Annotated in this window: 18 protein-coding genes and 1 tRNA gene; 5 read left to right on the top strand and 14 right to left on the bottom strand. The window is 45.5% G+C overall.

The window, feature by feature from the left end; all coding sequences use genetic code 11:
* Positions 1 to 156, top strand: coding sequence for a hypothetical protein (locus tag F6K57_RS06080; protein WP_293065765.1), 156 nt, complete (start codon positions 1 to 3; stop codon positions 154 to 156).
* Between the two features lie 3 nt (positions 157 to 159).
* Here F6K57_RS06080 and F6K57_RS06075 read toward each other — a convergent pair whose 3' ends face one another.
* From F6K57_RS06075 to F6K57_RS06045, 7 genes are all read right to left on the bottom strand, one after another.
* Complete coding sequence (locus tag F6K57_RS06075) at positions 160 to 819, bottom strand: hypothetical protein (RefSeq protein ID WP_293065762.1); 660 nt, start codon at positions 817 to 819, stop codon at positions 160 to 162.
* A 180-nt stretch (positions 820 to 999) separates the two neighbouring features.
* A complete protein-coding gene (locus F6K57_RS06070) occupies positions 1000 to 1161 on the bottom strand; it encodes a hypothetical protein (protein ID WP_293018914.1) in 162 nt (53 codons plus the stop codon).
* A 40-nt stretch (positions 1162 to 1201) separates the two neighbouring features.
* Entirely contained in the window at positions 1202 to 2878 is a 1677-nt protein-coding gene (locus F6K57_RS06065) for a ribulose bisphosphate carboxylase small subunit (protein ID WP_293065759.1), read from the bottom strand.
* A gap of 316 nt (positions 2879 to 3194) precedes the next feature.
* On the bottom strand, positions 3195 to 3494 hold the full coding sequence (locus tag F6K57_RS06060; protein WP_008185074.1) for a EutN/CcmL family microcompartment protein: 300 nt from the start codon (positions 3492 to 3494) through the stop codon (positions 3195 to 3197).
* 167 nt (positions 3495 to 3661) lie between these two features.
* On the bottom strand, positions 3662 to 4003 hold the full coding sequence (locus F6K57_RS06055) for a carbon dioxide-concentrating mechanism protein CcmK (protein WP_293018921.1): 342 nt from the start codon (positions 4001 to 4003) through the stop codon (positions 3662 to 3664).
* Between the two features lie 183 nt (positions 4004 to 4186).
* Complete coding sequence (locus F6K57_RS06050) at positions 4187 to 4498, bottom strand: carbon dioxide-concentrating mechanism protein CcmK (protein ID WP_008185070.1); 312 nt, start codon at positions 4496 to 4498, stop codon at positions 4187 to 4189.
* Between the two features lie 666 nt (positions 4499 to 5164).
* The gene (locus F6K57_RS06045) at positions 5165 to 5347 is read right to left on the bottom strand and encodes a hypothetical protein (RefSeq protein ID WP_075902542.1); all 183 of its coding nucleotides are present in this window, start codon (positions 5345 to 5347) and stop codon (positions 5165 to 5167) included.
* Between the two features lie 235 nt (positions 5348 to 5582).
* Between F6K57_RS06045 and F6K57_RS06040 the strand changes: the two genes are divergently transcribed.
* A complete protein-coding gene (locus F6K57_RS06040) occupies positions 5583 to 7475 on the top strand; it encodes an NAD(P)H-quinone oxidoreductase subunit F (RefSeq protein ID WP_293065754.1) in 1893 nt (630 codons plus the stop codon).
* On the opposite strand, the gene F6K57_RS06035 is transcribed toward F6K57_RS06040, so the two are convergent.
* A complete protein-coding gene (locus F6K57_RS06035) occupies positions 7402 to 7776 on the bottom strand; it encodes a pentapeptide repeat-containing protein (protein WP_293065751.1) in 375 nt (124 codons plus the stop codon). The genes F6K57_RS06040 and F6K57_RS06035 overlap by 74 nt on opposite strands.
* On the opposite strand from F6K57_RS06035, the gene F6K57_RS06030 reads away from it, so the two are divergent.
* Positions 7754 to 7930, top strand: coding sequence for a hypothetical protein (locus F6K57_RS06030; protein WP_293065748.1), 177 nt, complete (start codon positions 7754 to 7756; stop codon positions 7928 to 7930). The genes F6K57_RS06035 and F6K57_RS06030 overlap by 23 nt on opposite strands.
* Before the next feature lie 242 nt (positions 7931 to 8172).
* On the top strand, positions 8173 to 9669 hold the full coding sequence (locus tag F6K57_RS06025) for an NADH-quinone oxidoreductase subunit M (RefSeq protein ID WP_293018928.1): 1497 nt from the start codon (positions 8173 to 8175) through the stop codon (positions 9667 to 9669).
* Between the two features lie 3 nt (positions 9670 to 9672).
* On the opposite strand, the gene F6K57_RS06020 is transcribed toward F6K57_RS06025, so the two are convergent.
* The gene (locus F6K57_RS06020; RefSeq protein ID WP_293018929.1) at positions 9673 to 9807 is read right to left on the bottom strand and encodes a hypothetical protein; all 135 of its coding nucleotides are present in this window, start codon (positions 9805 to 9807) and stop codon (positions 9673 to 9675) included.
* A 226-nt stretch (positions 9808 to 10033) separates the two neighbouring features.
* Here F6K57_RS06020 and F6K57_RS06015 point away from each other — a divergent pair, with 226 nt between their 5' ends.
* On the top strand, positions 10034 to 11179 hold the full coding sequence (locus F6K57_RS06015) for a CO2 hydration protein (RefSeq protein ID WP_293065744.1): 1146 nt from the start codon (positions 10034 to 10036) through the stop codon (positions 11177 to 11179).
* On the opposite strand, the gene F6K57_RS06010 is transcribed toward F6K57_RS06015, so the two are convergent.
* From F6K57_RS06010 to ribH, 5 genes are all read right to left on the bottom strand, one after another.
* Positions 11176 to 12444, bottom strand: a complete 1269-nt coding sequence (locus F6K57_RS06010) for a glutamate-5-semialdehyde dehydrogenase (protein WP_293018932.1) — start codon at positions 12442 to 12444, stop codon at positions 11176 to 11178. The genes F6K57_RS06015 and F6K57_RS06010 overlap by 4 nt on opposite strands.
* Positions 12445 to 12450: 6 nt before the next feature.
* Positions 12451 to 12858 carry a hypothetical protein gene (locus F6K57_RS06005; protein ID WP_293018933.1) on the bottom strand — a complete coding sequence of 136 codons (408 nt, stop codon included), beginning with the start codon at positions 12856 to 12858 and terminating at the stop codon, positions 12451 to 12453.
* A gap of 68 nt (positions 12859 to 12926) precedes the next feature.
* On the bottom strand, positions 12927 to 14213 hold the full coding sequence (gene iscB / locus F6K57_RS06000; RefSeq protein WP_293018935.1) for an RNA-guided endonuclease IscB: 1287 nt from the start codon (positions 14211 to 14213) through the stop codon (positions 12927 to 12929).
* A 428-nt stretch (positions 14214 to 14641) separates the two neighbouring features.
* Positions 14642 to 14713, bottom strand: a tRNA-Gly gene (locus F6K57_RS05995).
* A 112-nt stretch (positions 14714 to 14825) separates the two neighbouring features.
* Positions 14826 to 15289: 6,7-dimethyl-8-ribityllumazine synthase (gene ribH / locus F6K57_RS05990; RefSeq protein WP_293065738.1), on the bottom strand; the 464-nt coding region annotated here is incomplete at its 5' end.

Here is a 15289-nt window from a genome sequence, read left to right as displayed (position 1 = left end):
ATGGTTCTAGCGAGCCGCTATGGGATTGACCTTGGCCAAAAGGCCACGCTACGCGAATGGTCACGCGGGGCGCGTTCGCAAATTACTCGATTGACCTTTGGTCACGCTGCGCGAACACAAATTAAGCGATCGCATAAAAGAGATGAGTCTAGGTAGCTGTTATGTATCTTTGCTAGGACTATTGAAAGATTGATTGTAAGGAAACAGAGTATCCAGTAATCGGTTCAAGCTCCCCTGCCCATGAACAGTAGGTTGAGTCTTCGGGGCTGGTGATTCTGTCTGCGACTCAGCCGTCGTCTCAGCCTCAATAGTTTCTGTTGTGTTAGTCTCTGTAGAATTGGTATCTGTAGTATTAGTCTCTGTTGTATTAGTCTCTGTTGTCTCTGTAGCCACCGTATTACTGGTGGATGGCACTTGACCATTCACAGATTCCGTGGTAAAGCTGTTTTCAGGTACAGTTGATGACGACTCCTGAGGTTTCTGCTCCAAGCTATCAGGATTTGGTTGAGACTCTTCCGGTAATGGACGCCCCTTATCTCCCAACACCGACGCTGATGGCACCACTTGTAGGGATTCTACAGAATGATTCCAAATTGTGGTCAGGGAGCCAATACTAGCATTAGCGCCAATTTTTCCCTTCCCCACGACCAGAACCCCAGCGCCTAAACTCGCTCCTGATTCCACCTCCACAGTACCTTTGTGAGCATGAATAATTGCTCCCATACCGATACAAACACCGGCTGCAATCGTTATTTTACTATCTCGATCCGCTCGCAAAATTACCCCTGCTGAAATAACAGCACTAGGATCAACGCTCACATTTCCTTCCACGTATATATGAGAATTATTACTCAATTGAAGTTTAGGCAAGTGCATAATTTTTGGCACAGTAGACTTCGCCGCAGTTTTGGGGGTAAAGGGTTTTGGGTAAAGGGTTTTGGGATTAAATTTGACTCTAGCACTATCATTTTTGAGGGCTTCTTTACCGTTGCAAGAAGTCTAATACCTATAAATAAGCTGGTCTTGATTTAAATTAAATGGTTCTCGCAGCAAGGGAGTAGGGGGATAGGGTTTGACGGTTTGTTTTCTAAGGGATGCAGTGCGGTATTGGGGCTTCCCCCCATCTACCCACACTTCCCACACTTCCCACACTTCCCACACTTCCCTATCTGTTCCCTGTTCCCTGTGCTATGCTTATAAATTAAGGCTTTTGAATCAGCGTCTCTAGAACACGCCGTTTAGCTTTCGGATCAATACCAATCAACCGTACATACTCACCCGAATGTTGAACCAAGCAGGTTTCTAGACCTTCAACCACCTCTGAAACCCGAGTAGAGTCAATGGGGGAGCAACTCTGCCAAGAACTGGTGCGGAATCGACGTTTATCCGCATGTTCAGTACCAATCCGATAACCTTGGGACAACAGGTTACGGATCTGCTCAACGATATCTTGACTCAAGGATGAACCAGAAACCTTGCTGCCATTGAATCCTGAGGATTGGGTTGAACGGGGAGTATAGCTATAACTACTACTAGGTTTAGCAGCAGGCTTTGCAGTGTCCCCTGGTTTTTGAATAATCTTTTCCATCACCCGGCGCTTGGCTTGCGGGTCAATCCCAATCAGTCGGACATACTCACCAGCGTGGTCTGCCAAACAAGCCCCTAGGTCTGCCAAAGCCTGTGATACATTATCGGAGTTGATTCCAGGAGCACTCTTCCAGGAACTAGTCCGGAAGCGACGCTCATCAGCATACTCAATACCAATCCGATACCCTTGGGACAACAGTTGACGAACTAGATCATCCACTGATGAGTCTAAGCCATTGCTAGAGAAACCCGCAGTAGGTTGAGGAGCAGAGCTGTAGGGGCTGTAGCTTCTTGAACCAGATCCAGTGGAACTTCCAGAAACAGGGCCACCCGGTTTTTGGATAATCTCTTCACACACCCGGCGTTTAGCTTTCGGGTCAATCCCAATTAGTCGGACATACTCACCAGCGTGGTCTGCCAGACAATCACCCAAGGATTGGAGCACTTCTGATTCACGATCGGAGTGTATTCCGGAAGCACTCTTCCAGGAACTAGTACGGAAGCGACGCTCATCAGCATATTCAGCACCAATTCGGTATCCTTGGCCTAACAGTTGACGAACTCGTTGTTGAAGCTCTGAACTTAATCCTGTATTTGAAGACATTGATCTGAAAGATTTATGGGAACTATCAGGGCTACTATGACCATTAGAGTCAGCATTTTCAGCAATTTCTTTGCGGATGGGCATCATGCAGGAATCATCCTCTGCACACTGATAACCCGCCCGCAATGCCTCATTGATTGCCACCACATGGTTAGCAAACGTTCTATCTTGCTCTTCTACATCCGGTAGTCGGTCAGCTTGCTGCTGATTAGTAATCACCGCTCCGGAAGGAACATATTTACCGGGAGGAATTTCGACATCCTGAACAAGGGCATGCATCATCACAATACAGCCCTTGCCAACTCTAGCATTAAACACCGTAGAGCGAAAGCCAATAAAGCAATCATCCCCGATATAAGCAGGACCATGAATCAGGCTCATGTGGGTAATCGATGCATTCTTGCCAATCCACACCGAGTACTCTTTCTGGTCATCCCCAACAACCCGACCTTCTTCAAGACCATGAATCACAACACCATCTTGAATATTGGTACCTTCACCGATGTAAAATGGTCCCCCTTCATCAGCTCGAATCGAGGTTCCCGAGGCAATCAATACATTTGGCCCAATCTCTACATCTCCAATAATGTTGGAAAAAGAATGGACATAAGCTGTGTCATCAATTTTTGGTTCAGCCAGATCCCGTGACCAAGGTGTTGGGGGAGCTGCCTGGGTGCTAAATGCCATAGATGTTTTCCTCCTAATTTTTATTTGAGATACACTGTCATGAAATAGATTTTTGTCAAGCCCCACACTTGAGGATTGGGGTTAGTTATTTCTGCTGCTCCCACTCGGGAAATGTAATCATGCAGAAATTGCTGGATTGTTAATAGTTAACCTCTACCGTTATGGCTTATCGTTACAAATAACTGCTTTGGAAAGCTATAGGGGTCGGGTCAGAATCGAGCAATGGATAACAAGCCATAAGCTACTACCCAAAGCTACTACCCAAAGCTACTACCCAAAGCTACTACCCAAAGCTACTATTGTCCGAACCTACTCACTAATACTGGTCTTTTTTGCTGTAGAGCATGCTATTGTCCACACTGACCGTGTCAATAATCCCCACCACCATAGCGTCGATGGGACGCTTGTCACTCTCACCAACTTGCCGAGCCGCGCTGCCACGGCTGACTAGCACCCACTCATTTATACCAGCACCGACTATGTCAGCAGCTACCTCATACTTGGGCAGTGGTTCTCCTGCATCATCTAGGTATTGCAGGAAAAGGAATTTAGTTCCTCTAAGACTAGGATCTTTATAAGTACTAACGACCGTGCCTCGGACCTTGGCAATTTGCATTGACCTAAATTATTACAGGACTTGGGGTGACAGGACTTGGGGGGAGATGGATTAGGGAGCAGTTATATGGCCAAGCCAAAACTAGTGGATCAAGCAATCTCTCCCCTCATGGTAAGCACATCCCCTACTTGACACCGGCATGTCTTGAATCTCAAATTGGCGGACGATTATGGACGGTTCATCGGACGGATGGCGTTAGTACTCTCCCGGAACTGTTCCACATCTTCGGTATAACGAATTGGTAGAACATACTCCAGGTTTTCGTGAGGTCGAGCAATAATATGGGTAGATAATACCTGACCTCCATTGACACGCTTAACGTTATCAATTCCAGCAGCTACCGAGGCTTGCACTTCGGAAACATCTCCCCGCACAATCACGGTTACACGAGCGCTACCAATTTTTTCATAACCCACAAGGGTGACACGAGCCGCTTTCACCATCGCATCTGCGGCTTCTACAACCGCTGGAAAACCAAGGGTTTCCACCATTCCCACAGCAATTGACATGAATTTTACTCCTAGACGTTTATCAAGATTTTGATCAACCCACGCGCTGACCACACGTGGGATGGTTGTGACGGCATATAAGCGCTCTTTGCTAAACCTATAGTCACTGCATACCAACGAGTTCAGCACCCAAGCTTGTGCCAATTGCCTCTAGACTCTCTATGGTTTTTAGGAGCATCTTGGCTAGTAGCTACGGAACTGTTCCACAGCTTCGCTGTAACGAATTGGTAGGACATACTCTAAGTTTTCATGGGGACGAGCGATGATGTGGGTTGATACCACCTTACCTCCATTCACCCGGTTTGCTGATTCTATCCCAGCGGATACGGAAGCTTGCACCTCGGAGACATCTCCCCGCACAATCACGGTTACACGAGCGCTACCGATTTTTTCATAACCCACAAGGGTGACGCGAGCGGCTTTAACCATCGCATCAGCTGCTTCTACAACAGCTGGAAAGCCCTCAGTTTCAATCATTCCAACAGCAATTGGCATTTCGCTTTTCTCCTAGTGGATTAGTCAAATAAGAGTGATTAACGCTCCCTAACTAACCTTGCAGTGTAGTTAGGGCAGTGTAGTTAGGGTTTCTGTGGTATTGCAGATAACTGCAATGTTGCCGGGTAAATCGGCCTTTTCGATACACCGTCAGAACGTGAGCCGACCAACGTCATAGCAGGTAGCTAACTTAGCTAGCTAACTGACCTAGCTAATTCACCTAGCTAATTCAGGTAGCTAACTGTATTGGTCGTGCTTCTGTGCTTCCCTTGCTCCGGTCTTAATCCGCCTCATGGTTAGTTTGGGGGGGATTAAAGGGTGGAGGGGGGTGTGGGTTTGCCTAACCAAAAGTGATTGTTTCCCTGGCCTTTCGGCCACGCTACGCTAACACCCCGGCTGAAACAAAGATAGTAGACGGGGAATGCCCTCAACATCTTTGTTTAAAGGACAACCAAAACTAAGCATAGAGAACCTTGGCGTATTTGACAATATAAAATATGATAATACTTCTTAATGAGAGACCTTAACAAAACTTAACATTCCGAGGGGGTCAGCTAGATTAGTTAACGAAAATTCACCGTTTTGGAGAATGGTTGCTTTTGTTTTATAATTTTTTTATAACTTTTAGATAAGTAATCCTCACTAAGCGCCAGAATTTGAGTGCGGTCACCGAGTTCCTGGGTTACGGCACTGGGAACTGGGTCGCTCTAACCTGACTAAGGATAGATGGGTGGATAGATGGGTTGTCAAGCCTGATTTGAGCTTTAATCCCTTAGCTTGATCGGTTGTCAAGCCAGACTTGACCTTGAATAAGTTAGCTTGATGGGTTCTATAAAGGTTACTTGTCATGATTCCAAAAGCAGTGTTTTATGGTAATAATCAAAAAAATATTCGGAAAAAATAAGCCTGGATTATGTCCAAGATAACCCTTAACTGATAAAGTTGTAAAAATAGTAATGATTTAAGACAAATCACCACATTATTAGCTGTAAACCGAGGAAAATCGTCACTTTAAAAAGACGTTTGGGCTAATTAGTACCGATTTTTATTTAATTGATTGCAGAAATGATGAGGTCAAGGCGTGATGACTGAGTTGCTTACTCAGACGATTTGGGTAGTTCCCATTTACAGTTGGATTGGGGCATTTTTAACTATCCCCTGGGCAACAGGAATAGTGCGTCGTACGGGACCGAGACCAGCGGCTTACTTTAACCTGTTGATGACACTTTTCGCCTGCATTCATGGCTGGCTGATCTTCCAAGCTTCATTACAGGAAGCGGTGCAAGAGATAGAGTTTCACTGGCTAATGGTTGCTGATATTGACATATCATTTGTTCTGGAAGTCTCACCAGTGAGTACTGCAGCAATGGAGTTTATCACCAGCCTAAGTCTATTGGCGCAACTCTATGCTCTCGGATATATGGAGAAAGATTGGGGATTAGCTCGCTTCTTTGCCCTGATGGGATTTTTTGAAGGGGCATTGATCGGAATTGTCTTGAGTAATTCCTTATTCCTGACCTATGCTCTGTTGGAGATGCTCACGGTGTGTACTTTGCTCATTGTGGGTTTTTGGTACGCTCAGCCTTTAGCACTCAAAGCTGCCCGAGATGCTTTTCTAACCAAGCGTGTAGGAGATATCTTGCTGCTAGTTGGGGTGGTGAGCTTAGCCACCTTTGCGGGAAGCTTAACCTTTTCAGACTTGTATACCTGGGCTTATTCAGCTAATCTACCGCCACTAGTGGGTAACTTACTGGGATTGGCTTTGATTGCTGGTCCAATTGGTAAATGTGCCCAATTCCCCTTGAATTTATGGTTGGATGAGGCGATGGAGGGACCCAATCCCGCTTCAGTACTGCGGAATTCCTTGGTGGTGACTTGTGGTACTTATGTGCTGATTAAACTGGTGCCGATCGTGACCATGGTCTCACCGTTGACCTTATCGGTGTTAGTAGTTATTGGTACTATCACAGCACTAGGCACCTCAATGGTAGCGATCGCACAAATCGATATTAAGCGATCGCTTTCCCATTCCACCAGCGCTTACATTGGTTTAGTATTTATCGCGGTTGGAATGCAGCGCGCTGATATTGGTGTGATTTTACTGGTTGCCCATGCCTTTGCTAAAGCCTTGATGTTTATGAGCATCGGGGGGGTAATCTTCAACACTAATAACCAAAATTTAGCTGAATTGGGGGGCTTAGGGTCAAAAATGCCCGCTACTAGCACTGCCTTTGCCGTGGGTATCGTTGGTCTGATTGGACTTTTCCCCCTGGGTGGCTTTTGGGCAATGAGTGAAGGGATTAACGCCTTTTGGTTTGATGCCCCTCTTCTGGTCATACCCTTTCTCTTCGTTAACGCAGTTACTGCCTTAGGTTTAGTCCGGGTGTTTCGGCTAGTTTTCCTAGGGAAACCCCAAGCGAAGACCCGTCGAGCACCAGAAGTACCGTGGGCTATGGCCTTACCAATGGTAGCGTTAACCATACTGACATTGCTGGTACCAGTGCTAATACGTCCGATGGAATTGCTATCGGAATGGGAGGATCTCAATCTCCTAGCCGAGGTAACCTTGATAATCTCTGGTGTCGTAGGTTGCACTGCAGGGGCTTTAATTTACCTACCCAGAACCTGGTCGCGGTCAATTCGGATGCCGTTGAAATTGTTCCAAGACCTATTCGCCTATGACTTTTACCTGGACGAACTGTATCGTTACACCATCGTGTTTGCTGTTCTCCTATTTTCCAAGATTACAGCTTGGGTTGATAGATATATCGTTGATGGGTTAGTCAATCTGGTTGGTTTAGGAACAGTATTTAGTGGTCAAAGCTTAAAATACAGCGTTTCCGGTAAATCACAGTTTTATGTACTGACTATCCTTTTAGGAATCAGCTTATTAGCAATCTTCATCACCTGGCCCTTGAATCAGTGGTCTTTGAGTCAGTGGTCTTTGGAGCAGTGGTCTTTGTTGATAGGTCATTAGTTAAAGGTTGAAGGTTAGCAGGTTGAAGGTTAGCAGGTTGAAGGTTAGCCCGTTGAAGGTTAGCCCGTTGAAGGTTAGCCCGTTGAAGGTTAGCCCGTTGAAGGTGAGCAGGTTGAAGGTGAGCAGGTTGAAGGTGAGCAGGTTGAAGGTGAGCAGGTTGAAAGTTAGCAGGTTGAAGGTGAGCAGGTTGAAGGTGAGCAGGTTGAAGGTGAGCAGGTTGTTCGCGTAGCGTGGCCAATAGGCCAAGGTGAGCCCGTTGAAAGTTAGCCCTTTGACTGTTGAACCTTGGCCAAAAGGCCACGCGATCGCTGAAAGCGGGCCTATCGGCAGAGCCGACGCTACGCGAACGTCCATCGCGTTCAACCAATCAACCTTGGCCAAAAGGCCACGCGATCGCTGAAAGCGGGCCTATCGGCAGAGCCGACGCTACGCGAACGTCCATCGCGTTCAACTAAACAACCTGCAACCAAACAACCTTCAACCAAACAACCTTCAACCAAACAACCTTCAACAAACCAACCTTCAACCTTCAACCAAACAACCTTCAACAAACCAACCTTCAACCAAACAACCTTCAACAAACCAACCTTCAACCTTCAACAAACCAACCTTCAACCTTCAACAAACCAACCTTCAACCTTCAACAAACCAACCCCATAACAACAAGTAAACAAATGATTAGGAGACTGGTCGATTTATGCTGAGTGCCTTGATTTTGGTACCAATACTGAGTGCCGCGATAGTGGGGTTTTGGCCCGGGAATGTCACTGCTAAAGCAGCTCGTCAAGTTGCCTTGGTGGTTACTGGTGGTATTTTCCTCTGGTCAGTAATATTGATGACCATGTTTAACCCCGGTGACGTGAATCTACAATTTCAGGAAAATCTTCCTTGGATTCAGGTGATTGGTTTGACCTATAGTTTAGGGGTAGATGGTCTATCGTTGCCCTTACTAATCCTAAATGGTCTGCTAACCGCAATTGCCCTGTACTGCACAGATTCCAACGTCATTCGCCCTAGGTTGTATTACGCTCTGATGCTGTTGCTAAATGGCGCTGTTGCCGGTGCCTTCCTAGCTCAGGATTTACTGCTGTTTTTTATCTTCTATGAGCTGGAACTGATTCCCCTATATTTGTTGATTGCAATTTGGGGGGGTAAGCGCAGAGGCTATGCTGCAACCAAGTTTCTCCTCTACACAGCCCTTTCCGGAGCCTTGGTTCTAGCGTCATTCCTGGGCTTAGTGTTTTTGAGTGGTTCCTCTAGCTTTAGCTACGCCGAGACCAGGGAGCTGGCATCATTACTACCCGTTGCTCAGCAATTAATTCTCTTAGGAGCGGTTCTAATTGGCTTCGGGATTAAAATTCCCTTTGTGCCATTCCATACCTGGTTGCCAGATGCCCACGTGGAAGCATCAACCCCAGTTTCAATTCTATTAGCTGGTGTGCTCCTGAAATTAGGTACCTATGGTTTGTTGCGGTTTGGCTTAGGTTTGTTTCCGGAACCTTGGACAATTCTGGCACCTTGGTTGGGAATTTGGGCAGCAGTGAGTTCCCTTTACGGAGCATTCAATGCCATTGTCCAGAAAGATATGAAAAAAATGGTGGCATATAGTTCTGTCGCTCACATGGCATACATTCTGTTAGCTGCTGCTGCTGCCACTAAGCTAGCGTTGGTAGCCTCAGTTTTGCATATGATCAGTCACGGTTTAATATCAGCGCTACTGTTTTTATTAGTCGGTATCATTTATAAGAAAACTGGCTCACGGGATATCACTATCCTCAATGGTCTATTAAATCCGGAACGGGGTATGCCAGTAGTTGGTAGTTTGATAGTGCTTGGTGTAATGGCTAGTGCTGGTATCCCTGGCATGGTGGGATTTATCTCTGAGTTTCTGGTCTACTGGGGTAGTCTCCAGGTATTACCAATCCCAACTATCCTATGCATGCTCAGCACCGGTTTAACGGTTGTTTACTTTTTACAACTAGTTGGTGGAGCCTTCTTTGGTCGTCTGGCTAACCATTTAACTGATTTACCAACCGTTAAGTTCACAGAACAATTACCAGGGCTGGTTTTAGCACTATTGATTGTGGTTCTGGGACTACAACCAGGATGGTTACTTAATTTAAGTGAACCGATCACAGCAACTTTGGTAACGACACCACCGAATGTAGCTGTGAATGTATCAAGCAATAGTTGAAGGTTAACAGGTTGTTTGCCCTTGGCGTTCGGTGTAGGGTAGGTTAACAGGTTGAAAGTTAACAGGTTGAAAGTTAGCTGGTTGAAAGTTAGCTGGTTGAATGCGATGGACGTTCGCGTAGCGGAGGCCGTAGGCCACGCCAAAGGCGAACGGCTCTGCCGATAGGCCCGCTTTCAGCGAACGCATTCAACCTTAGCCAAAAGGCCACGCGTGCGCGTTCAACACCTAAAAAACCTTAAACTTTAAACCTTAAACTTTAAACCTTAAACTTTAAACCTTAAACAACCTTCAACCTTAAACTTTCAACCTTAAACAACCTTCAACCTTCAACAACTTTCAACCTTCACCCTTCACCCTAATTATTATGTTAGTTAGCCAGAAAACGAAACGAACTCATCCCCTAGAGGAGTATATAAAGCGACTACAAACTGGTAGTGCCCTGCTATCGGATTCCCCAGAAAACCTGATGGAAGTAGTCGGTATACTTCACAGCTACGGCATTGTTTTAGATGCTTACTCCCGCAATCTTATCTACACTGCAGATCATCAATTTTTAGTATTTTTTCCCTTCTTTAAATACTTCAATGGCGACATTTCATTCTCAAAGCTTTTACGTCATTGGTGGCACGACCGAATTAACTTTGAGTACGCTGAATACTGTATGCGCTCGATGTTATGGCACGGTGGTGGGGGCTTAGATACTCATCTCGATACCGATGAATTTGAGCAGCGATGTGCCGAAGCAATTCAGGCAAAGTTTAAGAGCAATCCCTTGATGCTGGGAATGAACAAGCTATTTCCTGAATTCCTGCCCGAACAAGTGCGAATGCTTGCCTATACCAGTGGATTAGGGCAATTCTGGCGGGTGATGAGTGATATATTCATGTCCCTATCTCAGGGCTATGACGAAGGGGAAATTAAGTCGATTCCCCAAGTAGTAGACCATATTAAAGCAGGGTTAGTCGCAGCAGCAAACAAACCCATTACCTATGCCCCTCAGATTGGCGCTCAAAGGTATGAGATTATTCCCGAATCGGTTGGTTTGACTTTCTTGTCTGATACAGGAGTACCCTATGTAGAGGCAATTTTCTTCCGGGGAACACCCTTTCTGGGGACAGTATCTCTGAATGCCCAAGCCTACCAGATTTCCCCAGATCAAACCCGATTTACCTATGGCGCATTGTATGCTGACCCATTGCCTATTGGTGGTGCTGGAATTCCACCGACATTGCTGATGCAGGATATGAGGCATTATCTACCCAAGTATCTCAGCGATTTTTTTATGCGATCGCATCGGGGTGAAATTGACTTGCGGGTCAAAATTTGCCAAACTTTCCAGAAATCTATGTTTTGTGTCACTACAGCTGCGATTTTGGGGCTAGCACCTCATCCGATGGATACCACGGATCCTGCTGAACTTGAGGAAAATCGAGCCTATTTGGAATACTGGATGGATCGATTGATCCCCTCCCGCTTAAGAGCAGCCAATGGTCAAATGACCAACGCCTAAAACTGCCCATTACCCTGAACTACGTGTTTAAGGGTAGTGAGAGTCTCCAGGCTAATCATGCCGCGAGAATGTCCTTTTTGATTAGACATACCTAGAAACACGGAGTCTCCTGGTTGCGGATTCCGTGAAAATCTTGGTGAAGAATTAATGTAAACCGATGCACTATCTACACCTAAGGCAAACTGACGGCTTTCCTGATAAGAATCTGTCACCAGGCAGTCAGCATGACCACTACTATATTGATTAATCCAAGCAATGCCTGATTCTATAGAATCTACCACTTTCAACGCAATAGTTTTGGTCAAGTAGGCTTGACCCCACTCGGATTCTGCTGCCAAGGTCAATTGTTCAGGAAACTTAGCCACTAGATTGGCATCACCTCTGAGTTCAAAACCGTTTTCCTTGAGGTTGTTCAACAGGGTAACTAAGGCAGAGGTTTTTTGATTCTGATTAATCAGAATTTTTTCAATAGCATTGACGGGATCCGGCTGACTGGCGTGGCTATCTAAAACCATATGCCTAAGCAGATCGACGTTACCATTAGCAGACCAGTAAAGGTAGCAGTTACCAATGGCCGATTGCAAAACTGGTGCAGTTGATTGCTGGATCACCTGCTTGAGCAGGGTTGGTCGTCCGTGGGGAATTACCAAATTCAGATATGGATTTTGAGTGACCAAATCCCGAATCGAAGCTCCCTGTCCAGAGGGGAATAGTTCCAGACATCCCGTTGGCAAACCGACCTCATCCAAAGCATTTTGCAACGCTTGAGCAATCACCTGGTTAGATTGACTGGCTTCGCTACTGCCTTTGAGAATCAGGGAGTTACCAGTTTTGAGACAAAAGCCTGCGGCAATTGCACCTAGTTCAGGGAATGCCTCATAAATTAGAGCAATCACTCCCAACGGCATTAGCTGACAGTAGGTCTGAGATTGGTCAGTTTGATAGGAAGCGTTCATTACCCGCCGGATTGGATCAGATAACTTTCCAATCCTTTCCAGGATCCCGATAGCCATCTGTAGCCTTTCTGGTGTTAGCTTCAGCCAGTCCAAAATTAGGTCTGGCACTGCCATGTCCCTACTGGTTTCCAGATCTAGGGTGTTAGCTTCCAAAATATCATCAAAGGAATTTCGCATTCCTTGAGCCATGGCCTCGATGCCACGAGAGCGCTCTTCTCCCTTGGTGTTTGCCAATGCCCGAGAAGCATGGTGGACACTGGCCATTAAATCATGTAACTTCGAGGCCTTGCTCCCAGAGTCTGTGTTCATTGTTTATTAACGCCGGTAAGCTAGCCAAACCATCATAGCCGGAAGTACTGCTAGCAGTACTGCCAGTAATGCCCAGACTATGATACCTGGCCCTTTTTGGGAGTGAAGTGCCAAAGGCAACCAGACAATCAGCAGAACTAATACAATACCCAACGCTACAGGTAAGTAGCTTTCCCCAAGACTACCATGGATTGTATTCCAACGATGTCCTGTCCAACGCCAAGCTTTTTTATAGGGGTAGTGGGTGGATAGTTGCTCAATCACATAACCACTTTCGTCTACCACAAAAATTTGCTGACAGCGATGGCAGCCAAGGGCTTCTGTCAGTGTAATTGGCACTAAATGACCCCGACGCCGACAAGGGCAGGGATACTCAGAGTTTAAGTCAATCTTTTGACCTTTTTGAGATTGCACAAGCGTTATTAAAAACCAAAAGACATCTGGATGGGATAGGACGATTATTCCCAGGTAATTCCTGGTATTTATTTGCAAAAGTTGTAAACGTATCCATCTTTTTTATGGACTTTAGTCAAATTTTTAACGTGTAAGCTCACGGCCTTTTTCCCTGGAACTGTGTAATTGAAAGAATTGCTTTTACTCCTAGGGTTGACTCTTCCAAACTCACCGGTTAACACATTCTTGGCTATATCTCCACTGCACCAGCCCTTAATCGGCTTTAATGGGTTGTGCCTAATGGGATAGCCATACTTATTGAGCGCTGCCTTCTGTCTACCTCCCTGCCCTTTGCAGGTAACTAATAGTGGTTGATTTGTCCTTAACCATAAAGGCTCAATATCCCCAACACAGGCAGCGTCAATCCAATGCTCTTTAGGAAAACCTAACTTAGTCCGGTTGTACTTGGTTTGTGCTCCGGTTCCAGTAACCACAGACTTGATTGCTCGAAGCACTTTTACTAATTTTTGGCGAGTTGCATTGACTGCCGCTGCATCTTTCAATGGTTGTTTGGCTTTGGTCTTGATTTTCTGAAGTAAGCTTGGTTTCTTGTTCAAAAACTCTTCTATTGGTTTATTACCTTTCCGTTGATTACATTTCTCGCAGGCTAGACAAAGATTGCTCACCCGATTACTTCCTCCCTTAGACTTTGGGTGAATGTGTTCGATTTGCAATGGTACGGATTGTTTACCGCAGTAAGTGCATTCCCTTCCCCATTTTTCTAGTAAGTACTCTCTCACCTCATATCCGCGTCGCTCACCTTGCTGGTACTCAACGCCGCTGATTTCAGGATTCTGCATCTTTTGAGCATCAAATTTAACTCTTTCGATCCAAATCTCGTTAACCGGACAAAATTTGATTAATCGTTTTACCCAAGTCTCAATAGTCAAAATCCTATGCTCTAAACTAGGTGGAAGCCAGCCCTCTGAACGTTTGCGGTTAAGGAATCTTGGCTTTCTGTAACGGGTATTGCGATTACGTCTTCGGTGTCTTACAGCTCTTCTAGATTCTAGTTTTTTCTTGATTAGTCCTCCCCTGTGCTCTAATTCCATTCCCCAAATAACCTGATTGTTTTGGACTAGAGCAAACCCAGTGACCTGGCTACCAGGATCAATTTTTAGTTGACAGTTGGTAACAACAGGATTCTCGTTCGCGCAGCGTCGGCTTTGCAGAATCGCAGTTTTCAAAATAATAGTAAAAGGGTACATCCTAAAAACCGCCGCTTTGCCTTTGTCTAATAACCTTCGTGCCTTCTTTGGTGGAATGGGGTTTAATGGTTGTTTGTTTGTGTCAATGACAAATACATAATTCTGCATTTTTAGTGCATCTCAATTCGGTAATGTTTTCCTCGACAAGGTTGTAATAGCTTGTTAGGTTAACCACACATTTGCCTTCACCTTAATGGTTAACGATAGAGCCAGGGACTGGAGTTCATCCTTGGGTATCTTGACCAAAACAACGTAGGAAACAAATCCTTAGTCTGCAACCTAGTCGGCAATCCCAGAAATTACCGGGAATTGCCTAGGCTTAAACTAGGTGGTTAGGTTTATCAAAAAACCTTTAATTGGTTGGTAGTGCTGCTTGATTTAATTAAATATAGGGACACTACAAAGCCAAGCATGTCCCCATCTATTATATAAGCTTATTCATTGCCACGGTTGGCATCAAGTGGGATGCTTAAGCTTAACACAGCCTCCCTCAGGTTCCCTTACTCTAGGTCTGACAGGTTTATTTACTATTCGCAAGCGGGTAACGCGATTCGAACGCGCGACATTCACCTTGGCAAGGTGACGCTCTACCACTGAGCTATACCCGCACCTCAACTTATCTCCTTCTAGTATGTCAGATCCGCCAAAATTTGTCAACCCCTTCTACTGAGTTTTCAGATTCAAGAAAATTAGGAAAATGTTCCAAGATTAACTCATATGTTAGGAATCAGGGTCAGATTCTGAAGCAATTGTCCAATTTGTCGAGAATGGTAGAGTTTGTTGGCCCAAAGTTCCCTGTTCAGACTCTTCATAGCCTAATATTGACTCTTGACCCCGAAAACTCCGGATCAGGTTAGCCATTTCTATGGCATTCATGGCATAATCCCAACCTTTATTGCTCTTGATTCCCGCCCGTTCTAGAGCTTGCTGCATGGTATCTACGGTTAGAATACCAAAAATAACAGGTACCCCGGTTTGAAAACCGGCAGCAGCAATGCCCTTGGCTACTTCAGCAGCGACATAATCAAAATGGGGAGTTTGACCCCGAATCACTGAGCCCAAGCAAATCACTGCATCATAACGACCGCTAAGAGCAGCTTGGCGAGCCATCAATGAAATTTCAAAGCTACCCGGTACCCAAATATAGTCAACTTGAGTACCTTGGGGATTGGGATCAATGCCAT

This window comes from Moorena sp. SIO4A5 (genome assembly GCF_010672005.1).
Taxonomy (GTDB): Bacteria; Cyanobacteriota; Cyanobacteriia; order Cyanobacteriales; family Coleofasciculaceae; genus Moorena.
Note: the sequence above shows the minus strand (reverse complement) of the source record. Positions and strands in the feature narration are given on the sequence as shown.

What these genes read in the sequence shown, in the direction of transcription:
- F6K57_RS06015 (WP_293065744.1), top strand. Translation starts at nt 10,034, where the DNA reads ATGTTAGTTAGCCAGAAAACGAAACGAACTCATCCCCTAGAGGAGTAT.
- F6K57_RS06045 (WP_075902542.1), bottom strand. Translation starts at nt 5,347, where the DNA reads ATGACAAGTAACCTTTATAGAACCCATCAAGCTAACTTATTCAAGGTC.
- iscB (WP_293018935.1), bottom strand. Translation starts at nt 14,213, where the DNA reads ATGCAGAATTATGTATTTGTCATTGACACAAACAAACAACCATTAAAC.
- F6K57_RS06060 (WP_008185074.1), bottom strand. Translation starts at nt 3,494, where the DNA reads ATGCAAATTGCCAAGGTCCGAGGCACGGTCGTTAGTACTTATAAAGAT.
- F6K57_RS06065 (WP_293065759.1), bottom strand. Translation starts at nt 2,878, where the DNA reads ATGGCATTTAGCACCCAGGCAGCTCCCCCAACACCTTGGTCACGGGAT.
- F6K57_RS06040 (WP_293065754.1), top strand. Translation starts at nt 5,583, where the DNA reads ATGACTGAGTTGCTTACTCAGACGATTTGGGTAGTTCCCATTTACAGT.
- F6K57_RS06050 (WP_008185070.1), bottom strand. Translation starts at nt 4,498, where the DNA reads ATGCCAATTGCTGTTGGAATGATTGAAACTGAGGGCTTTCCAGCTGTT.
- F6K57_RS06010 (WP_293018932.1), bottom strand. Translation starts at nt 12,444, where the DNA reads ATGAACACAGACTCTGGGAGCAAGGCCTCGAAGTTACATGATTTAATG.
- F6K57_RS06080 (WP_293065765.1), top strand. Translation starts at nt 1, where the DNA reads ATGGTTCTAGCGAGCCGCTATGGGATTGACCTTGGCCAAAAGGCCACG.
- F6K57_RS06025 (WP_293018928.1), top strand. Translation starts at nt 8,173, where the DNA reads ATGCTGAGTGCCTTGATTTTGGTACCAATACTGAGTGCCGCGATAGTG.
- F6K57_RS06055 (WP_293018921.1), bottom strand. Translation starts at nt 4,003, where the DNA reads ATGTCAATTGCTGTGGGAATGGTGGAAACCCTTGGTTTTCCAGCGGTT.